Source organism: Cupriavidus sp. TMH.W2, from assembly GCF_050847365.1.
Classification (GTDB): domain Bacteria; phylum Pseudomonadota; class Gammaproteobacteria; order Burkholderiales; family Burkholderiaceae; genus Cupriavidus.
In genome coordinates, this window is record NZ_CP193794.1 from 337,406 (window position 1) to 359,529 (window position 22,124).

Annotated in this window: 13 protein-coding genes; 5 read left to right on the forward strand and 8 right to left on the reverse strand. The window is 65.1% G+C overall.

All coding sequences use genetic code 11. The features are described 5' to 3' along the window. The first annotated feature begins 213 nt into the window (after window positions 1-213). The 5 genes from ACREYQ_RS31445 (at window position 214) to ACREYQ_RS31465 (ending at window position 7,909) form a co-directional block, all read left to right on the forward strand. Window positions 214-888 carry a hypothetical protein gene (locus tag ACREYQ_RS31445; RefSeq protein ID WP_432262799.1) on the forward strand — a complete coding sequence of 225 codons (675 nt, stop codon included), beginning with the start codon at window positions 214-216 and terminating at the stop codon, window positions 886-888. A 10-nt stretch (window positions 889-898) separates the two neighbouring features. Further along, window positions 899-3,991 carry a hypothetical protein gene (locus ACREYQ_RS31450; protein ID WP_432262800.1) on the forward strand — a complete coding sequence of 1,031 codons (3,093 nt, stop codon included), beginning with the start codon at window positions 899-901 and terminating at the stop codon, window positions 3,989-3,991. Between the two features lie 49 nt (window positions 3,992-4,040). Then, window positions 4,041-6,131: a hypothetical protein gene (locus tag ACREYQ_RS31455; RefSeq protein WP_432262801.1), complete on the forward strand. Its 2,091-nt coding sequence runs from the start codon at window positions 4,041-4,043 to the stop codon at window positions 6,129-6,131. Further along, window positions 6,128-7,342, forward strand: coding sequence for a tyrosine-type recombinase/integrase (locus ACREYQ_RS31460; protein WP_432262802.1), 1,215 nt, complete (start codon window positions 6,128-6,130; stop codon window positions 7,340-7,342). The genes ACREYQ_RS31455 and ACREYQ_RS31460 overlap by 4 nt, the downstream gene beginning before the upstream one ends. A gap of 240 nt (window positions 7,343-7,582) precedes the next feature. Further along, the gene (locus ACREYQ_RS31465) at window positions 7,583-7,909 is read left to right on the forward strand and encodes an H-NS histone family protein (protein ID WP_432262803.1); all 327 of its coding nucleotides are present in this window, start codon (window positions 7,583-7,585) and stop codon (window positions 7,907-7,909) included. Between the two features lie 95 nt (window positions 7,910-8,004). Here the strand turns inward: ACREYQ_RS31465 and ACREYQ_RS31470 are convergent, their stop codons facing one another. The 8 genes from ACREYQ_RS31470 to ACREYQ_RS31505 all read right to left on the reverse strand — a co-directional run bounded on the left by ACREYQ_RS31470 (window position 8,005) and on the right by ACREYQ_RS31505 (window position 22,123). Further along, window positions 8,005-8,394 carry a hypothetical protein gene (locus ACREYQ_RS31470; RefSeq protein ID WP_432262804.1) on the reverse strand — a complete coding sequence of 130 codons (390 nt, stop codon included), beginning with the start codon at window positions 8,392-8,394 and terminating at the stop codon, window positions 8,005-8,007. 121 nt (window positions 8,395-8,515) lie between these two features. Continuing rightward, complete coding sequence (locus tag ACREYQ_RS31475; protein ID WP_432262805.1) at window positions 8,516-9,382, reverse strand: ParB N-terminal domain-containing protein; 867 nt, start codon at window positions 9,380-9,382, stop codon at window positions 8,516-8,518. A 70-nt stretch (window positions 9,383-9,452) separates the two neighbouring features. Next, on the reverse strand, window positions 9,453-11,255 hold the full coding sequence (locus tag ACREYQ_RS31480; protein ID WP_432262806.1) for a hypothetical protein: 1,803 nt from the start codon (window positions 11,253-11,255) through the stop codon (window positions 9,453-9,455). Between the two features lie 24 nt (window positions 11,256-11,279). Beyond that, window positions 11,280-15,806, reverse strand: coding sequence for a hypothetical protein (locus ACREYQ_RS31485; protein ID WP_432262807.1), 4,527 nt, complete (start codon window positions 15,804-15,806; stop codon window positions 11,280-11,282). After that, entirely contained in the window at window positions 15,803-16,861 is a 1,059-nt protein-coding gene (locus tag ACREYQ_RS31490) for a hypothetical protein (RefSeq protein ID WP_432262808.1), read from the reverse strand. Before ACREYQ_RS31490 ends, ACREYQ_RS31485 begins: the two co-directional genes overlap by 4 nt. Beyond that, window positions 16,858-19,590, reverse strand: a complete 2,733-nt coding sequence (locus tag ACREYQ_RS31495) for an NUDIX domain-containing protein (RefSeq protein ID WP_432262809.1) — start codon at window positions 19,588-19,590, stop codon at window positions 16,858-16,860. The genes ACREYQ_RS31490 and ACREYQ_RS31495 overlap by 4 nt, the downstream gene beginning before the upstream one ends. A 96-nt stretch (window positions 19,591-19,686) precedes the next feature. Next, window positions 19,687-21,024, reverse strand: coding sequence for a group II intron reverse transcriptase/maturase (gene ltrA / locus ACREYQ_RS31500; protein ID WP_432262810.1), 1,338 nt, complete (start codon window positions 21,022-21,024; stop codon window positions 19,687-19,689). Between the two features lie 640 nt (window positions 21,025-21,664). Next, a complete protein-coding gene (locus ACREYQ_RS31505) occupies window positions 21,665-22,123 on the reverse strand; it encodes a hypothetical protein (RefSeq protein ID WP_432262811.1) in 459 nt (152 codons plus the stop codon). Between the last annotated feature and the right edge of the window lies 1 nt (window position 22,124).

Sequence of the window (22,124 nt, forward strand, 5' to 3'; positions counted from 1 at the left end):
CGCCGCGCCGTAGCGCCAGAACGATGCGATTTTTCCGACAAAAACAGACGTTTCGACCACATCGTAGGACGACGGCGTGCCGTCGTCAATATAAATATCTCATCATATATCAATACATACATATCTTTCTGCCTTGCATTTCATGATAGTCGTTATTATCATGAATGAATGAAAAGTACCGACAGAGATACTTTTGATTTCGGGAGATACGACATGCCAAGAAAGTTGCAGTCGATTGCCGCCACCACCCCCCAGCCGTTCGAGGCCCCGGAACATCGGCTCCGGATGGTCAGCGCCTTTATCGACCCCATGTGGCTGAATACCGTCCGGGGCCGCACTTACGATGCGGCCGTGGCGCCGGATGGCACCCTGAGCGTGGAACGCGAAGTGCTGGTGTTTGTGGACCCCGGGCTCGCAGCGGGCACACCGGTTCGCGTGACCGTGGGCCGTCACATCTCCTGTGTCACCCAAAGCGACTGGGCCCGGGCCGTGACAGAACGCGCGGCCGCCCATACCGCTGCAGAGGCAGCGGATGCCGAGCGGCACGCCGCGCAGCAAGCCGAGGCCAAGGCATTCAATGCACGCCTCCAACTGCCGGTCAGCTGGGTCAGTGCTATCAAGGACGTCCTGAGCGGGCTGTCGGCCACGTCGTGGGGTGACGGCCGCAACCGTGCGACGGTCAACCACATCCTGCTGCTGGAAGACCTGCAGACCCCCAAGCTGCGACGCAAGGCCGGCGACTTCCTGTGCACGGCCGCCCGTGGCAGCAACGGCCGCCGGTACTCAGTGCCCGAGGTCGCTCACACCAGCAACTCCGCCTCCCAATACGTACAGAAGATCACCTGCCGGCGCTGCCTCGACCTTGCCAAGCGCTGGACTGCCGAGTAACGCCGACCCCATGACGTCACTGACCGATCACAGCCTCATGAGCAACCTGCCCTCTACCCACGCCGACGCGGCCGATGCCACCACCCGCATGGAGCGCTTCCAGACGCTGGAGCCGGGGACCTACTGGCGTGCCCGCGAAACCGTCAAATTCGAGCTCAGGCATTGGGAGGGGCATTTCGAGCACGTTGAACGCGGCACGGTCCTACTCCTGACCGCCGTCGACGTCTACGATGCCGCCGCGCATACCGTCCAGCTTGCCAACCATCCGTCCCGAGGCACCGGTTACCACCGCATGCTGGTGCATGACTTCCTCAACGCCTTCGAATACGCCCCGGACGGCGAGGCCGTGCGGGAGACGGAAATGCAGGCGATTCACACCAAAGTCGCTGCTCTGCAGGAAGAGCTGCTAGCCGGCCAGCGCAATCCGGCTCTCATGGCGACCGCCATTGCCGAGGGCATCAACAAATGGGAAGCGGACAAGCAGGCCGAACTGGACCGCGAGGCTGCCAAGGCAGGACAAGCGCCGATCTCAGCGGCGCTGACTGTCGCCAGCCCCGGCGGCGCCCTGCGCACCGACATCGGCTTCGTGCTGGAGAATCGCCTCACGACGCAGGATGTCGTGGCCATGCGGCTGATCGCCGAGCGGGAGGCCAAGAAGGCCGAACTCACCGCCGGCTGGCTCACCCAACGCACCGAGGCGATCGCCACCACCATCAAGGCGCTCTCCCCGTATCTGGCCGAGAAGGCACAGGTGGCGCTCGCCCGGACCAGCCATGTCCGGCAATACGCCGCCGACCTGATGAAGGGCATCGCCACGCTCGATCTCTACACTGGCAAGGGCGTGACCATCGAGGTCATCGCCAAAGGCGAGTCGGCACCGCGTGAGGAAAAGCTCCACCTTCGGCAGGCCAAGCTGTTCGCGGACTGCGAGTTTGCCGCGTGGGCGGACGTCGATGCCGACTGGGACTACCGCAGCCTGCCGGACTTCGATCGCGCTCTTGCTACAAATGCCTCGTTCCGCGACCAGATCCTGCCCAAGCCGCGCATGGTGGTGGCCATGGCCGCTCGGCGCGCCTCGGCCGACTATGAAAAGCTCTCCGCCTACGAGGCCGCTGTGCGCAGCGTCCGCAACAAGCTCACCTTCCTACTGATCCGCGACGGGGACAATATCTATCGGGTGTACTCCGCCGAGCCGACCCACGAAGCCACGCCGCGCCTGTTCCCCACCACAGCTGAGATCGACGCGGTATTCCGAGGCTACGATGGCAGCGACCTGACCTTTCGCGATCTGGAATTCACCGAAGCCGTCAAGGATCACGACCAGTTGGCGCTGCACTACAAGCGCTTCCTGATCCTGCTGTGCGGCCTCGACCATCGTGAGACGCTCTTCGGCCACTTCTACGACCCGTCCGAGGCGCTGCAATTCCTCTCGCTCGCCTTCCAGCAGCGGCACTTCGTTTTCATCGCTGATGATGAGCCGCAGACGCTGATCGGCACAGGCCGCCCGGACGTCCAAACTTTCATCAAGGATCAGAACGCGCAGCTGCGCAGCGGCTCCCGGGTGCTGTGCTACTTCGATCATCTGCTAGACGTCGACACCGCCCCGGGGTGTATGCGTCGCGATGGCGACCACGTCCGCCACCTCGCCGAACCCATTCTCCCTAGCGCGGAGCTCATCGCCTACAAGGATGGCCACGAGCTCTGCGTCGATGTCCCCGTCAAGCGATGCTATGGTGCCGATGGCCGCTTTAACGCCCGGGTGAGCCTGACCAAGGCCCAACCCGAACGCGGCGGCACCTCCGGCGTCATCTGTCTGGATGGCGTCAAGGCAGACACATTGGAATGGTACGTCTTCAACCGCCACGCCCGCGTAGGCTATGTCGCCTATATCCGACTGTTCAAGGAAGCCGCAGCTCGCCTGCGCCGCGAGGAGGCCGAAGAGGCCCCGACCCGCGCCTACCTGCGCGCGGCCATCGCAGACGCCAACGTCACGGATGCCAGCAAGCTCGACCAACTGCTCGACACCAGCATCGTGACATGGCGCTGCGCCCAGCGCGGTCGCGCCTTGCCGGATGTGAGCGACAAGCGCGCCTTGCATGGCATCCTTGATCTGGTGTGGGCGCAGGAGAACAGTAGCGACCTGCTGTCCCTTGCCTTGCAGTGGATCGAAGCGAACGGGGTCCGACCGCTGCGTGTCACGCTCACGGGCAAGACACGTCTGGCGGTGTATGCCGAGGTACCGGAGCCCGAACGCGCCAACGACGTGATGGACTGGGGCTGGGTCCGCCGATTCTCGCTGGGGCTGGCCAAGGGACGACTACAGGCCACCTCCGACCGAATCGAATGGCTGACCAACCAGCCCATCAAGTCTGAGACCACGCTGCGCGAATGGCCCGAGCTGTCGCCATGGCTGCACCCCATGGTTGAACCGTGCAAGCCTGCCGTGATCGCCGGCGCGCTGACGAAGGTTGAGGCAGGTATCCAGACCTATCTGGCCAACTTCAAGGGCGCAGGCGCTGGTCTCGATCCGGATTTCTTGGCCGAGGCCCTGCAAGCCATGCACACCGTCCAGTGCAGCACGAAGATGAAAGTAGCGGATGTGTTCTTGACCGTGCCGATCGGTGCCTATATGCAGCCCCAGCTCAACAAGCCGGATGAACTGCTGCTGCTGGGCATGAATGCCCCATTGGTGAAATGGCTGCAGCATTTTGCCAACGCTCAACAACGTGCCGTGATCGAACGCGTGTTCCTGCGTGTCTACGCGCATCCCGAAGCGCGGGCCAACTTCATCGCCCAACCCTTCGCCCCCTACCTCTGCTGCATGGAGCCCAACGGTGACGCATTCAGGATCTCCGAATCGCACGGCGGGGTCGACGCGCTCATTCGGGACAATGGGCGAAGGAACGTCCAGATGATGAGCCAGTCCTTGTCCTTCTCCGCGTTCGTGACCAACGTCCGCGCAGGCGGTACCGAGGCCTATCTGAAGTCCAAGGGGCGCCCTGCCCGCGTCGTGTTCGCGCAAGCCCTCGCAGATCTGGCGGACGACCAGCTCGACGCGTTTTTTCACACGACCGGGGCGGGATTCGAGTCCGCGCAGGCTTAAACTAGCGCCCATGCCACCGGCAGGCCTTGAGACCACGCAGAACCAACACATGGCAACCAACACCATCCCGCACAGCGAAACCATGCGTCAGGCCTTGGCGCTGTGGCGCCAGACGACCGGCCTGCATGCCGAGCAGAAATCCTTCCGTCTTGGCGACTGGGAGCTCCGCAAGACCTTTGAGCTACTGGATGAGGCGATCGCGCTGGACCCGACCGAGGTGACGGCCATGCTGTTGTTCGACTATTTCGTTGACGACTACCTGCGCACCACTGCCGTGTCGATGCGCGAGCTGATCGACGCACCGGAAGTGGTACAGGCGCGGCTCAACGCCCCGCGCGAGTTGCTGGGCATGCTGCATAGCCCAGAGCTGCTGGCCGTGCGCGCGGGCTTCAAGGCAGCCCTGCAGCGCGCCGTCGACCAGTACAACGCCGGCGAACGCGAGGACGTGCAGAAGCTGTTCGCCGCGCCACACGACCTCGCGCTGCTGCGGCGCGATGCGCTGCGCTCCATGGCGAACCTGCGGGTGGACCAGTTCCTCGATGGGGAGCCAGAGCCCTTGAATATCCGGCCGGTCTACCACCGCACGGTGCACCAGTGGTGGAACATCAACTCCCTGCTCGCGGCAGCGACGCGCATGCCATCCGGTGTCTCGCTGAACCTAATCCGCGATCCCGACGCCTTCCAGTCCTACTTCTGTTTCGTGATCCGCAATGGTGGCAATCTCTTCGTTCTGACCGATAAGGAAGCACTGGAGCATCCCTTGCAGGCCGGCATGACGCGCCGCCCCGACCGGGTGCTCGCGGAGCGCGCGGCACGCAACTGGTTCCCGTATGAGCTGCTGAATCTGGAGTACGACGAAGCGTCCCGCCGGCTCTACATGACCGAAACCAAGGTCCGGTCCCTCGTGGCCTACCAGCCGGCCGCCCTCCCGCTTAAGACCGTGTCCGAGCTGGAACCCACGGATCTTGTCTGGACCGCCATGATGTTCGACCTCATCGTCGAGCGGTTCTGGCGACAGGGTTTCAAGGCACCCGCCTTGTCGTACACGGGCGAAATGCTCAATGCCGACCGGGACCGCGCGCTCTCCAATCTGGCGACCTCCTCCGAGCTGCCGGTCGCAACGTACGACCCCTTGTCCCTGCCGCCATTGCGGCTGGAAGATGTGCGCACGGCCGCCGTGTCCGAAGACGCGGTGGGCTACATGCAGGAGAATCCGAACCAATGGATGGAGGAACGCTACGCCGACCGGATCTCCGACGCGTCGCTGAATCTCCTCGCCGCGCCGGGCCAGACGTTTCTCCTCCAGCACGATACGGGGGATCTCCAACAGATCGACGGCAAGCCAAAGCCGATCGCCTCGTTTGAGAAAGCACGCGCCACCGAAATCAAGAACGTCGATGCCACGGCGTTCGGTACGCGCGAATCCCTTGCGCAGGACCGCCTCTTTATCGCCCGTTTCAACTTCGCCAAACAGATCGACGTGCATGCGCAGGCAGAGTACGACGAACGAAAAGATGAGGTGCGCAACTGGTTTCGCGGCCGCGTCACCGGCAACCTCGCACAGCTGACGCACTGGGCCATGCACGAGATCATCTGGGTCGCCGACGGCATACAGGATAGTTGGACCCGTTTCACCAATACCCCTGCCAATGTGCGCTGCCAACCGGTCGACCGCAACAAAATGTCCGGACCCGAACACCTGTTCCACAGCTTTCTCCACCGCGTGGACCTGACGCAGCATGATAACCGGCAGCGGCTCGGGGGCATGCACTTGGGCGACTGGCGTGGCTCCGCCCCCATTTGCACGCTGCATTGCACGCGGGCCAGCTACTATGTCGTCTACACGCCCACCAATCCGGCTGAGTTGGCCGCGCTGGCGGGTTGTGCGATCGAGGACCTTCCCGACGGCTTGCAACATTGGGACCTGCTAGAAATGAGCAGCGGAAACCACCTGCTCCGCCGCATTGACCCCTTGTCGTGGGCCATGCATAACCCGTGGCGGCAGCTGGACCTAAGCGTGCGGTTGGCGTTCTCCAAGCGGGCGATGGCACAGATTGAAAAGCGGGAACCGGTGTGGCCAGATATCCCGAACCTTCTCCACGACAACCCATGGCCCAAGCACGATAGCGATGCCGCATGACTGATCTGCCTGCAGTGCGCACCGCGCTCACACCCGACGTTCCCCCTTCGCTGGACGAGATCGCCAAGCGCGGCCTGCCTGACCATTTGTCCGGCCGGGATGGCGCGAACCGCTGTCACACCGGCGTCCGCCAGATCGCGGCCGACACGGATATCGAGGCCATCCATGTGTGGCTCGCGGAATATACCGACCGCGCTGCAACGCTACGCGCCTATCGCAAGGAAGTGCAGCGGTTCTATTGCTGGGTTGTCGGCATCGCCCGCAAGCCGATGTCCTCGCTCACGCGCGAGGACCTTGACGGCTATCGGGAGTTTCTGGCCGCGCCGCCGGCGAGCTGGTGCGGTCGACGCAACGCGCGCAAAGCCACAGGCCAATGGAAGCCCTTCGAGGGCCCGCTGTCGCCCCGGAGCCGCGCCTATGCGATGACGGTCATCGAAGGGTTGTTCACGTACCTCACCGATGTCCGCTATCTCGATGGCAATCCATTCAAGGCCGCGCGCTTTCGCCGCAAGGTCGGCCCTCAGCCGGGCCAACTGCCTAAATTCTTTCCGCTGCACACGTTTGAACGCCTCATGGCGGCGTTGCAAAGCGAGTGCGAGCGGCTGATGGGCGAAGGAGATCAGCACATCGAGGTGGAACGGATGTTGTTCGTTGTGCGGTTCTTGGCGAATACCGGTCTGCGCCGGGAGGAGTTGGCTAAAGCCCGCCTTGGCGATCTTTATTTGAACCGGGATATCGCCAGCGCGACCGATTTCTGGTTTCTGACTGTCACGGGGAAAGGCGACAAGACAGCTTCCATTGCCGTCAATCGCGCAGCCATGGGGGCGTTGGAACGGTATATGCGCCTCCTGAAACTAGATCCGCGCCGCTCCGATCCGCATACCCCGCTTGTCGTCAAGATTGGACTGCAGGGCCTGAATGCTTCGCTTAGCCAGCCAGTCAGCGAGGACTCCATTTACGGCATCGTTAAAAAGGCCTTGAGATTGGCGGCGACAATCTTGAAGGCTGAGCACCCAGAGGACGCAAATACCTTGCTCAAGGCCACGCCGCACTGGTTCCGCCATACTTTTACGACGCTGATGACGCAGCTCGGTCATCCGCTGCCCTTGATTCAAAGCCAGTTGCGGCACGCGTCCATCGCGACGACAGCGATCTATAGCCATACCGAAAAGGACGCGATGTATCGCGCCGTAAATTCGCTGCAGCTGTAGATTTAAAGGCGATTCTCGGCCTTTTTTCCTCGGATTTAAATCGAGGCCAACGCTATACTGGTAGTGGCTAAAATCTCGAAGTGCCTTATCGTGCTCTCTTATAACGCCGTATCGGACACCAGCGGCGACGCGGCGAGGCATCACGAAACCAGTGCGAACCATTGTTTGGATTGACATCGCACCGGCTTTAACCAACCCAATAACCCATCAACCAACCAAGATCTAAACGGGGATTAGAACATGTCAACCTACAAAGCTCTCCTTGCGGAAAAAGTAGCACTCGAAGCCAAGCTGGAAGAAATGCGTGCGGCCGAAGTGGCCGGCGTGATTGCCCAGATCCAGCAGCTCATGGCCGACTATGAACTGACCGTGGAAGACATCACCGTCCGCCGTCGCGGCCGCCCGGCTGGTTCGGCCGCCAAGGCGCCGAAGGCGGAAAAGGCCCCGCTGCCGCCGAAGTATCGCAACCCCAAGACCGGCGAGACGTGGTCCGGCCGTGGCCGCGCCCCGGCGTGGCTGGGCGCAAAGCCGCAGCGTTTTCTGATCGCCGAGGCCGCCGAGGCCTAAGCATCCGTCGCCCCGCGACATTCACACGCGCAAGAAAAATGCCGTCACGCGACGGCATTTTTTTTTGTTGGCCGCTCGGGCAGCGGCCTCCCGCTTTAGCGAACGGTATTCCGGAATTCCTTCGTATTGGTCGCGTAGGTCGAGCGCACGACCACACCTTTCTTGTCGAACAGGATGGTGAGCAGCTTCTGATCCGTCTTGCTGCCGCCGGCGAAGATCCCCACGACGGGAATGAAGGTCGCCCCGTTCACCGTCGTGTCCTGCTGCACGTACTGCCACACTTCCTGACCTGAATCCGTGAACTTGACATCGTCCGGACCCCCGAGATATGCGCGTACCTCGCGCTGGGTCGTCTTGCCATTGATGATGTGCTTGGCGATGGTGGCTTCATCGGCCGTGGCGAGCACACCGGTATTGGTAGTGCCGCAGCCGCCCACCATCAAGGCAGCCACAACCATCAGGGGGATCAGTACGCGCGTCTTCATTGGGTGTCCAGTCAGTAAAAGCTCGGTCGAAAGAGAGGGTGTTGCACAGGACTGTATCGGAAAGAACCGGCGGATCTTCACCCCGCGTTCGTAGGGGATTTGCCGCGTGCTTCAAATCGAACTAGCACACCGAGGGACGGTCATTGTCCGCCGACGATGCCGGGCGGTTCCTGCTCTGCGACGGATGTCGGGCAGCATCGATCGCAGCGATCTCGTCCGCGTAGATATAGTCCAGCACGTCAGGGGCCCCCACCCTGCGCCACTCCAGCAGTGCTTGACGTGCCGCGAGCCATGCTGGCGCCCCCAAATCGGCACTGAAGACCGTCACTTCTGCCACGCGCGGTACGGCCGTCGCGCTCACGCAAAAATCGTTCGTGTGCTCCTGCAGAGCGGCATGGACCTCCGGCGCGTAGCAGACATAGAAGCGACCACAGTTCTGGTCGTAGCGCCACACCTCCACGCCCATCGCCTCCAGTAGCAGCCGATCGCTTTCCTTCGCTTCAATGGTCCCGTAATAAGTGCATGGCCCGTAATTGGGCGGCGGCTCCAGCGCGTGGACACCGTTTTCCACCAAGGACGCCATGTCCAGCACCACCTTGGCCGGAAACGATCGGGCACCCAGCAGACGCAGGGCGTCAAAGCGGTGGCCGCCCTCCAGCACATAGGGCCCCTCCCCGTCCTCGACCACAATGAGGGGATCGATATGCCCGCTCTGCCGGATCGCTTCGGCAAGCGCCATAGTGCGGGCCTGCTCGGTGGCGCTGGCAAACGTCACCTGCCCGTCGAGCTGGTCGAACGCCGCCATGGGGACCTCGCGCACGCCGGCCAGTACTTCGTAATCATCCAGCGTGGCATGGATGGATCCTGTATTGGCAATCGCCTCACCGACGGTCCTGCCGTCCGCCGTCGTCGTGGCCAGCAGGTATTTGCCGGCCACGGCCGCCATCAGGGCATCCCGATCGTGCAATGGGGTCTTGCTGTCGTTCATGATTTGTGCTGGAAGGGACGCCCCGCTTCCTCGCGGGGCATTCGTCATATTGTCAGGTTACAGGAACCGATCAGGCCATCTCAAGCGCATAGCCTGCGGCCGGCCGCTTCGGCTCGACACGCGGTGCATGGGGCGCCTTCGCGTCCGGCGATTCCACCACAAGCCCAACCCCAGACTGTGTCGCGCTCGCAGCGGAAACATCGAGCGCCGCATCGGCTGCGGACACGTTCAGACCTGACTCTGCAATGGCACGCAGCGCCCGTGCCTCGGTCTGCGCCGCCATCACGGATGCGAGCAGCGGCTGTTCCGACGCGTCAGCGGCGGCTGCGAGCGCGGTCAGGTCTTGGGCGCTGAGGGCGCGCTTGTCGGCCAGTCGCGCCACGTCCCCCAGATAGTCCATCGCTCCCTCCTTGCGCATGGCCACGATCGACGTGCGCAGAAGATCCAACGTCTCAACGTTGGCGGCCAGCCGCGCAGCAGCGGTTGCGCGCACTTCCCGCGCCCGCTCAGCCGCAACGGTGACCTGCCGCAGTCTCGCGTTGAGCTGTCCCAGTGCCTGCGCCCGACGTTGCAATTCGGTCTCGACACCCGACTGGCGGCGCATCCGGTACCACAGTCGCTGAATTAGATTCCGTTGCATCTGCCGCGTATGGTTGGCATGCAAGCCCCGATACTGGCCCAACGCTTTGCCCTTGGCGCCCTGCCACTTCTGCAGCTCGTTTTCGGCGCGCTTGAGGTCGTCTTCCGTGGAGACGTCGTACGCCAGCGCGCCCGCATGCATCTCGGCCGCGTGGGCGGCATTGCGCAGCTCGCGGCCGACCGGCTGACGCTCACCCAGCCAACGCGCCGCTGTTGCTCCGTGCTCGATCGTTTCCAACGCGTCCCGCAGGGCGGCGACGCGCTGCAGCGTCGGATCAGCATGCTCGATCACAATTCCGCTGTTGGTGAGCTGCGCCATCCTGACATCGGCCTGTGCGGCCCGGCGCCATGCCAGCGCAGCGGTGACCGTGCTCAACGGTACCGCGCGATCTGCGTCCTGCATGGCATTGAGATGCGATGCCACGTGCGCGGCGACCCGTGCGTAATCGCCGCCAAGACCGGCCTGCAGGGCATCCAGCGCCTGCGCCGCGACCCCACTCTCGGGGGACAAGTCCCGCAGAAGCCGGTCAGCGTGGTAGCGGTCCACCGCCGCCTTGCGCTCGCGCAGCACATCGATCACGACATCCGCGATCGGACCCGACTCTTGCAACACGAGGAGCCGGCTGCGGCCGGCATCGTCGGACTGGACCACGAACTGGCGCAGGGGCGCAGCGTCAGCGGGTAGCGCCAGCTCGTAGAGCTCCCGCCCCACGTAGGCCTCCAGCTCGCGACGGGCCGCGTCGCGCGACGGTGCGTCCTCAGCCGCGTCATAGGCGGCGACCAACGGCGCAAGCGCCTGCTCCGCCGCCGCACGCGTCATCCCTGCGCCCGACGCTGCAGTGTCCGCTTCGCTTTCGAGCCCGAAATTGCGACGGAACACCGCATCCAGCGGCAATGCGTATTCCGCCAGCATGCCGATGCCCCGCGTGGCCGGGCAGCGCAGCCCGATATGTTCGTTGCTGAAGGCGGCGTAGCCTTGGGCCACGGCCAGCACCGGCGTCGCGTGCTTGGTGGCACCGCCAAAGGTGCCAGCATCCACGTCTGGATCCTTGGCGCCCCGGAACACCGTCATCCCTTCGAGCAGCGGGCGGCCCGCCCGCATGTTATCCACCAGCGTCTCGACGGACAGGCCACGTGGCGCGACCTCGCTGGCCGAGGCCTCGATCGTCCCCGCCCTCACCCCGTCGTCAAGACGGCGGTGCAGGTCCGCATTGATGTCTTCATGTTGTCGCATTGCTTCCTCGTGTCTGGGGTGCCGTCATGCCGGGGCGAGATCTCCGGCGGCCGGCCGGATCTCGCTGACGGCCTTCGGGCTGGCCAGTTCGCCCAAGGCGGTATCGACCGCCTGCCGTTCGGCCTGCAGGCGGACGCGTTGCGGCGCCGGCCGATCGCCCGTCAGCTGCCAGTCAAGCACCGCCCGGCGCTGCGTCAACCATTCGGCGTTGCGGTGACGCGGACTGAAGAAGCCGACCTCCGCCCCACGGTGGACCGCGATCGCCTTGACGTCGAAGTCCGCCGTCAGCGTGTCCAAGGCCGCCTTGGCCTCCGGGGTGAACCGCGCCGGGAACCGGCCGGTCGCATAGTCATAGGGCCCGAGCTCGACGCCCAGCGAGCGCAGCAAGTCCGCGTTCGATTCGTCGGCCCCGACCGAGCCATAGAACCTCTGGCTGGGCACCCATCCCTCAGGGCCGCCCGGTGCGACTGGCACCACGGACCCATGGGGCGGTGTGTGCGTCGGCGCCGGCTCGGGCGTGGCGCGCAGCCAGCGCACGTAGCGTTGGCTGTCGCGCAACAGGCGGCATAGCCTTGCATCGGTCACATCGGATTTGATGAAGCCAATGCGGCGCAGGAACACCCGCATGCCGTCCCACACGCGGCGCATGATGCCATGGTCGTAGACGTTGTCCTCGGCCATATGCGCGATGATTTCGCTGGCGCGTCGGGCGGCCGACAGGCCGGGCTGTGCGACATCGACTTCCCCAGCGTAGCGGACAATCAGGGGATTGCCGTTGCGCTCCGCCTCACCCACCATCGCAATCACTTCCTGAAAGCGCGCCTCGCCCAGCATGCGCTCGACGCCAAAATGCCCGATGAGCTCGTGGCGCGCGGTCTTCACCGCCGCCTCGATGGTGTCGTGGCTATCCGCGACGAGCCCCACCCGGTTGCGGCGCGGGTCCCAGTAGCCACGCACCCCGAAATTGGAATCACGCCGGGCCTTGGCCTGCACGTAAGGGGGAATCGCCGCAAACGTGGGATACACGTCGACGTGATGCCCGAACTCATCGGCGGCCAGTGCCGCTCGAATCGCGTCTGCGGTCGGGGCAACCGGCGGCGCTGCCTGCGCCGCCGGCGCGGCCGGCTCGGTCAGTTCCGCCTCGAACACCAGTTCGGCGCTGGCCGGCACCCGCACGATGACCGGCACCTGTGCATCGCCGCGCAGCCGGGCTGCGCTCAGACGATGACCACCGTCGATAATATGCAGCATGCCACTGCGCCGTCCGATCACCGCGATCACCGGCGGGACATCGCCCGCTGGCTGGGCCGCGTAAGCATGGGCGCGGGCGAGGTCCACGGTGCCGTCGTACCGCTCCCCGGCGTCGTTCGCGACGAACGCGCTGGGTGGCACCAGCCCGTAAAGGTTGCGTTTGGCCTCGGCGAAGCGCGCATCGAAATGCAGGGCGGGATCCACGCCATGCGGCTTGCCAGTCTTGCCGGCGACCATGGCCAAGGCCTGCGCCTCGCTGAGCGGCTGCAGCGCGTCCAGCACCGCGCACGGCAGCGCCACCCGCAGCGGCTTGCGTATGGAGCCGCCAGCGTCGCGCCGGTACCGGAGGTCGTCGGAGGACCGGGAGAAGGTCCCAACATTGCCGATCGCTGATTTGATCTGGCCAGCCTCGAACACGACGAAATTGGTACCGCCCTCACCGTTGTAAAAGATCACCCCATCGTGCCCGGCGCGACGGGCCCGGCGAATCGTGCGGGCCGTGCTCTCGGGGTCGCTCAACGTCTCGTAGAGCGAGCCGTAATCGTGATACGGGCGCTCCATCCTCAGAAATGCCCGGACGACGTTGGCACCGCTATCGTCGGCCGTGACAGCCTGCGCGTCCTCGGCCGCCAGATTGGCGCGTGCGGGATGGCCCGCGAACCAGAAGCCCAGCTTGGCATCGCTCGTCTCGGTGACTTCGCCCAGACGGCGTCGGTCGAAGGCGGTGACGTCTGCCGCCGTGCCGTGATACACGGGCAGGGGCGCACCCGTCTCGTCGACGATTTCGGATGCCCCGAACCACGCCTCGAAGGCGCGGCCGCGCCAGTGCGCCTCGGGATCGAGATGCGAGGCCTGCGGCGCGCGGTCCATCACCGGATGGCCCAGCACGTTCACCGACCCGCCAGTCGGCACGAAGCCGAGCGACTGGTAGAAGCCCGTCAGGCGGTCCAGCCGTGTGCGGTTGTCCAGCGGCGAGGCATCCAGCGTCACTGGCATGCCCGCCGCATCGGCCTGCTGCAGGACGGCCTGCATCGCCCGCCGGGCGTGGCCGTTGCCCCGCTGGCTGCGCGGCGTGCGCAGCGCATAGACCTTCAGCGTTAGCGCGGTGCCCTCGCGGCGCACGCCATAGCTGACGGCGGTGGCGCCAAGGCGGGCCTCGCGCAGCGTACTGAACGCATCGTCGGCGATGGCCAGATCCAGCGCCGGCACCTCGGCATCCAGCGTGGTGCTGGCATCGCGACGGAAGCGCAGCGGCAGCTGCTCGGGACCCATCAATTCGCCGGTGATCGCATTGCGGATCTGCGAGGCATCGAAGGCAATGTACGTCGTCGATACCGGCGCTTCCACCGCGCCGGTACCGCGATCCCGCACGCGCTTCACGATCACCCCATCGTACCGGCCGGCGGCCTTGGCCAATGCCGCCAGCTCGTTGATGTCGATGAAGCGCCCCTTGTAGAGGATGTCGTTCCAGCTCTCGCCCTTGGCCGAGACCTTGAGCGGCTTACGCAACTGCAAATGAGCCGGGATGACATTGCCCCCCTCGCGATAATCCACCGAGAAGTCGCCCTGCCACTCGACCGTATAGCTGCTGGCGATGGCTGGGCTTTCCGAGAAGAAAAACGTCCCATGCGGTGCGCCCGTGTTGGACTGGGTCCCGCTGCGGGCCGGGTCAAAGCGCGCGAACGATTCGGTCGTACCGTGGTACAGGGTCCGGGGCCGTCCATCGGCCTCGGTGGCCACGCTGCCCGCGAACCAGTCGGCGAAGGCCGACGTGGCCGGGTCCCGCGCCGCCGCTTCCGTCTGTATGGGCTGCACGGTCACCTGCTTGGACTGGAAGGCGATGTATTCGGTGGGCGTGTCCGGCACGCGCACGATCAGCCCGTCGTAGCCCCACCGCACCAGCTCTTCCTGCAGGACGCTGCCGATCTCGCCATGCTTCAGCAGCGTGCGCAGGGCGCTGGTCAGCGCCGGCCCGGCTAGCAGGTGCTTGGCCAAGGTGTCGCTGGTGGGCTCCTCCATCGCCTCGGGCGCCTCAAACACAAAGGGGCGCTGCATGCGCACCTCTGCTGCATACACGACCGGAGAACCGGCGCCGTTCGCGTCCTCGGCATACTCCCATGCCGTCGCTTCCTCGTCGGTTAGGTAGATGCCGGCGCCGTAGAAGCCACGGGCCGACGGGGCAATGGTTGTGAAACGCGCGCGCGACCCATGGAAAAGCCGGTACACACCCGCCGCTTCCTGTGCCGGCGCGACCTGCGTGGCAGGGGCCGGCAATGCCCGCGCGGCCGTGCGCGCAAAGCGAATGTCGGGGTCAGCCAGACTGAACTCGCCGCGATTGCTGATCGCGCTCTTGATCTGGTTGGGCCGGAACACCACGACTTCGCGCCCACCCTTCACGAGAATGCCGTCGTAGCCGACAGCTTCCAGCATCTTGCGCAGGCTGTCACCGGGATACGGATCCGCCAGCATGCCCTGCACCCCCTCCATGTCGTACAGGTCTTCGGCTCGGATGGGGTTCTGCATCGAGACGTACAGCGGCAGGACCACGGCGCCGGTGCCGTCCGTCTCGCCCTCGCGCTGTGCGAAGACCGAAGCCAGTTCCGGGTCATTGGTCAGGTAGAAGCCATCCCCCCAGTCCCCGAGGTTGCTCACCGCGTCGACACCCGTCCCAATATGGCTGTCAGAGAAGACGCTGAAGTCCGCCTGAGATCCGTGAAACAGGACCTGCGGCCGGCCAGTCTCGTCGACCAAGGCGCTGTTCCGGAACCAAGCGCGAAACGCCTCACTGCGGGTATCCACCGGGGCAAAGGCTTCAAGGCCCGGCACACGTTGCACATGCGCGGCCGCCACTTCGGGGTCGAAGATGCTCATGATCTGGTCGGGATGAAAGACGACGTACTCGTGGTGCTCGCCCACGCGGGCGATCACGCCATCGTGGCCAGCGGCCCGTGCGTCGGCAATGTGGGATGGGTTGGGATAGCCCAAGAGATGCAGGGGCCGCGCCATGCGCAGATAGGACGCATAGATCGTCGATTGCGGCAACGCTTCGCGGGGCACGATGCCGAACTTCTGTTCGGCGCTGTGAGCCAGCTCCACTTCATGGGTGCGCGCGTAGGTGTTGGCGGTCTCCGGATGATCCGAGAAGTAGAAGCCGCCCAGCGCGTGGGTCCCGCTGGCGGGGCCGGTATTGCTGCCTTCGAAGGCGCGGTCAAAGCGCGCGAAATGTCCGGCGGGTGAACCGTGATAGACACGCAGCGGGCGGCCATCGGCCGCGCGCAGCAAGGGGGCGTTGGCGATCATGGGGCCATCCCGGGCGCTGCCGGGTCGGCGGCCGGGCGCGGCTGCCGCAAGGCGGGGGTGTAGGCGATGGGCTGGCCGATGGCAATCGGATGGAACACGCTCAGGATCTGGTCCGGGCGCAGGGCCACCCACAGACCTTGCAGCGCGCCGTTCTCCTCGAACGGGAAGTAGAGCCCGTCGTGGCCACCGGCGCGCGCCTGCGCGAACAGCTCGGCGCGTACACAGCTGTCAAAGAGCTTCGTGCCGCCAATGCGCTGAATGCCTTCATAGGGCCATTGGACCTCGATCGGCGCCTTGACCAGCGGGTTCCTGATGGCCAAGAACACAGGACGAATGTTCTGCCCAAACTGCTCCGCACCGCGATTGAAGCTGGCCACGGTCGCCGCCGTGTCGGCGTCAAGGCCCTCGGTCGGATTCTCCGCAAAGAAGATGCCTTCCTTGTCGACCCGGAAGGTCTTTCCCGCGTGCGCGGGGTCGAACTGGTCAAACGCCTGTGCGGTGCCGTGGTAGCAGACCAGCGGTGACCCGTCGGCATGCACGACCCGAGAGCCCGCCATGAACGCCGCGAACCGGGCGTCAACCGGGCCGCTCGGGACGAGGCGGGACGCCGCCTCACGTCGCGCCCGGGCTTCGCGCTCGACCTCGTGCACCATCCGAACCTGCTCCGGATGGAACACGATCAGTTGCACGGCGATATCCCGTAGTGCCGTCATGTCTGGGGCGATGGCGTCTGCCGTGTCCTTGATGACCACGATGCTGTCGAAGCCTTTGCTGCGCAGGCGCTCGACGTAGCCCGCCTGCGTAAGTCCATCCGCATGCATCCGCTGCCAGACCACGTAAGGGTTGCGCATGGCGAGGTACGCGGGCGCCGCACTGGCGGGCGCGTCAGGCGTCGTAAAGGTGAAGTGCAGGGGGGCACTGCCCTCGACCGATATCGGGGTGTCGGTGCGCGGGTAGACCGGCAAGGGCGTGTTCGCGGCATCCACCAGCCGCGAGTCCGCGATCCAGTGTTCGAACGGGACGGACCGCTCGGGGAAATCAGAATGCGTCGTCATGGCTCAAGGCTGTCGTCACGCGTGGCCTTGGCGGGGCCGGTCGGGCGCGACGGGGTTGCAGGGGTTGTCACGATGGCACGGCTGGCGTCGCGCGCATAGCGGATATCGGGGTTCGACGCGTCGTAGGTCCCGGCATTGAACGCGCTCTTGATCTGGTGCGAGGCAAACGCGACCACCTCGCACGCGCCATCCGCCCACTGCTTGATGATGCCGTCGTGCCCGGCACGGCGGGCGTCGGCATTCACCTCCAGCGGCCAGCGGAAATCATCCTCGGGCGTCCACACGTACGGGTTCTGGATGGCCACGTAGACGGGTACCACGTTGCGGGCGGCATTGCCCGGACGGCGGGCCCAGAATGCGGCTTCGTCGGGGTCGCTGCTCAGGTAGACCCCCGGCCCCAGTGCGCCCGTGGCGCTGGGCGCGAACGTGGTGATGTCCTGCTGGCTGCCGTGGTACATCCGCTGCGGCCGTCCGTCTGGGGTCACGATCGCGCTGCGACCGAACCAGCGCCGGAAGGCCTCGGACGTCAGCACGCCGGGGGCGGCGTCTGGCACTGCGCCCTGCCCGTCGCTTACCGTCGGCGGCAGGCCGCCAGTGGCATCCCGCGCAAAGCGGATATCCGGAGTCGATGGGTCAAAGGTGCCCGCATTCCAGATGCTCTTGATCTGCTCGGGGGCAAACACCACCCATTGGTCCCCGACCCCGCCCACGTCGTAGTGATTGCGCAGCACGACGCCGTCGTGGCCGCCGGCGATCGCGCGGGCGATCACGTCCTTGCGGCCATGCTTGCCACCTTCGAAGTCGTGTACCAGCGGATTGGTGACCCGCAGATGCACGGCCATGACGCTGCCGATGTCTGGCGCGGGAAAGTGCTCGTCGCAGCCGGCGTACTGGGCGGCCACGACCGGGTCGGTGGTGAAGAAGAAGCCCGGATCCGGCTCAGCCGTACTGTCCGCGCGCACGCGGCCCGGCTCGAAGCAGCTGAACACCGCCCGGGTGCCGTGAAACAACACCATCGGCGCACCTTTGTCATCCACGGCGCAAGAATTCGCGAACCACGACGCGAAGGCCGCTTCGTCGCGGCGCTGATGCGTTGGCAGTCCTGCGGAAGCGGTGGCCTTCCAGCGCGCGTACTGGACCTTGGCCAGCTCAGTCGACAGCTTGGCCATCGAGGCCGGATCGGCGAGCAGCGCCTCGACGCCGGGGTGCAGCGGTGCCGGCCAGTCCCCGGCGTCGCGCCAGTCCGCAGCGGCCGTTTCCCAGTTCAGTTCGGGCGTGAACTCGTGGTCGACAATGGCCAGATAGTTGTAGTAGCGGAAGCCCGGCGCTTCGAACACGAGCAGGGGCACCAGCTCGACGTGGCCGTCGTAGCCGGCCTCTTCCTTAACCTCGCGCCGCACCGCGCGGGCCGGATCTTCGCCGGCGTCGATGGCACCGCCCCATGTGCCGTACGTACCCGGTTCGAGCACATCCTCGGAGCGCTCCGGCATCAGCAGCCGGCCCGTGTCGCGCGCCATGATCAGGGCGCCGGCGCCCTCCCGGCCCCAGAACCCGGTCTGCGCCAGTTGGGCGAAGTGAACGGCATCGGAGTCCACTTCGGGGTCGACGTCAGCACGGACATGCGCCCCGACACGCGCCTCGGCCACCCCCGCCGGCGCCAAAGCACTATCGGCATGCCGGGCAAAACGGATGTCCGGATCCGCAGCATCGAAGTTGCCGACGTTGCCGATCGCGCTCTTGATCTGGCTGGGGCGAAAGGCGACGTACTGGATGGGGCCGCTCCCATCGGCCCAGCCCTCGATGATGGCGCCGTCGTGCCCGGCGGCGAGGCCGGCCAGCACATCGCCCTCCACCACCTTCCAGCTCGTCAGGGTGCCCGTTTCCCGGTCGGCATACTGCAGGTGCACCGGGTTCTGCAGCGACAGGTAGCACGGCAGGACCTGCCCGCCTTCGGCGCCGATCACCCAGTTGTCATCATCGCGGATCTCGCGGCCGTAGGAGGCGTAGGTATTGGCCACCGCCGGATGCGGAGTGAAAAACATCCCGGGCAGCGGCAGCGCCCGGCGCGGGGCCTGCGGATCAAACACCGTGAAGGCCCGATCGGTGCCGTGAAAAACACGCAGGGGCCGGCCTTCGGCATCGACCACGGCAGAGTTTCCGAACCACGTGCGCAGGTTGGCGGCGCGCGCCTCGGCCGACAGCGCCGGCGGCAGCGTGGCGGCCTCGTTGCGGCGGAAGCGGATATCGGGGTTCTGCGGGTCATAAGTGCCGCGATTGCCCAGTGCGCTCTTGATCTGCGTGGGATGCAGGGCGGCCCATGTCACGGCCCCGCCCTCGCGGACCTTCACGCCATCGTACTGCAGGGCGTCCACCCATTCCCGGAAGCTCGGCGTGTCGATCAGGTTCCAGTACTGGTCTCCGGTGGCGACCTCGTCGAAGAGCTCCTGCACCACGCTGGCGGACGCGCCCATCGCAGCGGCGAGCGTCGCGGCATCGAACGCCGCGTTGGCCTCAAGGTGGGTCAGGTCCAGCGGGTTCGTGATCGCCAGATGCACCGGGTACACGGCGCCGTCCTCAATCGAGTCCAAGCTGGCCGAGGTGTAGGCGTTGGCGTGCGCGGCGCGTTCACTGAACCAGCCGGCATAGGCGTTGCCGGCGAACTTGGCGATCGCCTCGGACGCCCCGGTACCGTGAAAAACGGTCAGCGGCGCGCCCTGTGCGTCCCTCACCTTGGACCCGGAGAACCAAGATAGGGGTAGGAAACGGCGAGCGCCGTCCCCTCCCTCCGAACCCGGTGTGCGGTTTTCCCGCGACGGGCTCTCCAGTCAGTTGTTTCCACATCGGGATTGGCGCGCCAATTGATGAGCCTCGTACATCGTGAACAGCCCAAGATTGGCGAAGAAGGCATTTGGCCATCGACTGTGATCGCGAAAGCATCGGCCCTGACCTGGACGATGTAGCTGTCGGCGCAGAACCGCTCGCAGTCGACGACGAACAAAGCCGTCGACGGACGAGAAGGTGTATCGGTGGGCATGCCGGAAGTATCCGAACCAGCCCCGCAAGATCGGATTGATCGAGGCGATGATGCTCTCGATCGAATCGCCCCGGTGGCGCTTGGTCAGGGCACGGATTCGATCCCGCAGCCCCATCAGACTTTTCTTGCGCACCCAGCGTTGGCCCGCCTCGAACCGGTAACCCAGAAACTCGAAGCCATGACCCTGCAACCGGCAGTCCCCAATGTGGGTCTTATCGGGATGCAGTTTCAAGCCGTTAGCGTCCACCCAAGCCCGCAGGCGAGAGAAGGCAGCTTCTGCTTCCTCACGCGTACGGCATAACACCACGGCGTCATCCGCGTAGCGCACCATGACCAGCCCTGCCTGGCGCATTTCTACGTCAAGTTCGTGCAGGTACAGATTTGCCAACAGGGGGCTGACAACCGCCCCTTGCGGACTGCCAGAAGTCGGCGTCCAACGCGTCATGTCTTCCATGATGTCTTGCTTGAGAAAGGACTGGATGAGCTCCAGAACTCGGCCGTCCGCGATTCGCCCGGCCACTCTCGCGAGAAGGGGCAGGTGTGGGATCGAGTCAAAATAGCTTTGCAGGTCAGCATCGACCACCCAGCAGTAGCCCGCTTTCACATGCTGGTCAACTTCTCGGAGCGCGTCCTTGCATCCCAAGCCCGGGCGGAAGCCGTAGCTTCTTGGCTCGAACTCGTGCTCGAAGATCGGCTCGATGACCAACTTCAGGGCCGCTTGAACTACGCGGTCCTTCACAGCGGGTATACCGAGCGGGCGACGTCCTTTACCTTTCGGTATGTAGACGCGCCGCACCGGCTGCGGGCGATAGCTACCGTCCTGCAATGCATGCGCCAGTTCAGCAAGATAGCGGTCCCGCGCTTGCGCGAATCGCTTCACGCTCATACGGTCCACTCCCGCCGCCCCGGCGTTCTTCTCGACCTGAGCCCATCCCAGCGCGAGCGTGTCCAGGCGATACACCTTGTCAATCAGACTGTGCCATTTACCTCCCCTAACTCCGTTTTGTAGAGCAGCCAACATAGCGTCCGTCCAGATTGAAGCTGACGCGAATTTCCGCTGCACGCAGCTTCCCAGCGCGTTTGCATCTCGTCTAGTCGTTTCCGACACTGGCGATGCTTCGATCTTCATCTCTGCTTCCTTCTGGTCTTTTGCTATCAACTTTCCTGCCCCGCTTCCCTAGTGCGCCTTTTGCTCTGACGCAGGTCTCCACGGCATTACCCTTCCGTGTGCAGTACTATCGGGACTCTGACTCCTGCCAGCGTTCACCTCGCCGGCAGGTCTCCCCGCTTGCTTCGTGCTACCGTCCTATCGTTCCGTCCTCAACCACGTGGTACGCCACCGCACCGCTTTATCCGCCACGACAGCGTGCTGTGTTACTTCCAGGCTTCGCCACTTTAGTGCAGGCTCGCCGCCATACCCCGCCGAAACAGGTTCGTTAACCTACGGACCGACAGTTCGCTTCCGGTTACTCCCCACCCCGCCTCGCGACGACGCAGTTACCTTCAGCTACGGAGCTGTGGCCAACTCCGGCGGGGACTTTCACCCCGCAGATCGCACGCTCTCACGGGCGTACACTGAAACGCGGCCTCGCGCGCGGCCGCGTCTCGGAATGCGCCGTCTTTCCGGTCAGTGCTTGGCGCAGCGGCGGCCACGCCGTGGCGCGCCAGCACGCCGCGCGCCAGCGGCGAGCGCGTCGGTAGCGAATCGGCGGAAGGGTCCTTGCTCATGCTGTTTCAGATTCCGTGTATGCCAATGTCCCGGGCCACGCTCACGGCTGCGGCCAGCGCGCATCGAGCTGCGCGATCCATGGCGCCGCGCCGCGCAGCACCAGCGTGCCCGGATCGTCGACGGCGTCGAGGTACTGCCGGGGCCACCACGCCGGCACGCGTGGCTCCAAGGCATACCAGCCCCGTGCCGTGCGCTCGAACTTCGAGGGCGCAAGGCGGCTCACCACCTTGCGCAGCTGCCCCCGGCGCAGCACCAGCGAGACCGGCGAGCAGACCGTGCGATGAAACGTCGCGTTCTGCGGCAACGGCTCGTTCCAGAGGAGTTCCGCCACCGGGCAGGCGATGTCGGGACGGTTGAAGCGGTTGCCTTGCTCGCAGTCACGCCCCTCGCGCTGCATCAGCGCGCGCGCCTCGCGCGCGCTGGCCACGCGCACGGCCGGCTGCTCGCCGACCCAGACCCACCACGCCTCGGTGAGGTCGATCACTTCTCGTTTGCCCATC

Excerpts from the sequence above, each read along its gene's own strand:
- ltrA (WP_432262810.1), bottom strand. The coding sequence starts at position 21,024 with ATGAAGATCGAAGCATCGCCAGTGTCGGAAACGACTAGACGAGATGCA.
- ACREYQ_RS31470 (WP_432262804.1), bottom strand. The coding sequence starts at position 8,394 with ATGAAGACGCGCGTACTGATCCCCCTGATGGTTGTGGCTGCCTTGATG.
- ACREYQ_RS31445 (WP_432262799.1), top strand. The coding sequence starts at position 214 with ATGCCAAGAAAGTTGCAGTCGATTGCCGCCACCACCCCCCAGCCGTTC.
- ACREYQ_RS31480 (WP_432262806.1), bottom strand. The coding sequence starts at position 11,255 with ATGCGACAACATGAAGACATCAATGCGGACCTGCACCGCCGTCTTGAC.
- ACREYQ_RS31465 (WP_432262803.1), top strand. The coding sequence starts at position 7,583 with ATGTCAACCTACAAAGCTCTCCTTGCGGAAAAAGTAGCACTCGAAGCC.
- ACREYQ_RS31505 (WP_432262811.1), bottom strand. The coding sequence starts at position 22,123 with ATGGGCAAACGAGAAGTGATCGACCTCACCGAGGCGTGGTGGGTCTGG.
- ACREYQ_RS31485 (WP_432262807.1), bottom strand. The coding sequence starts at position 15,806 with ATGATCGCCAACGCCCCCTTGCTGCGCGCGGCCGATGGCCGCCCGCTG.
- ACREYQ_RS31490 (WP_432262808.1), bottom strand. The coding sequence starts at position 16,861 with ATGACGACGCATTCTGATTTCCCCGAGCGGTCCGTCCCGTTCGAACAC.
- ACREYQ_RS31455 (WP_432262801.1), top strand. The coding sequence starts at position 4,041 with ATGGCAACCAACACCATCCCGCACAGCGAAACCATGCGTCAGGCCTTG.
- ACREYQ_RS31460 (WP_432262802.1), top strand. The coding sequence starts at position 6,128 with ATGACTGATCTGCCTGCAGTGCGCACCGCGCTCACACCCGACGTTCCC.
- ACREYQ_RS31475 (WP_432262805.1), bottom strand. The coding sequence starts at position 9,382 with ATGAACGACAGCAAGACCCCATTGCACGATCGGGATGCCCTGATGGCG.
- ACREYQ_RS31450 (WP_432262800.1), top strand. The coding sequence starts at position 899 with ATGACGTCACTGACCGATCACAGCCTCATGAGCAACCTGCCCTCTACC.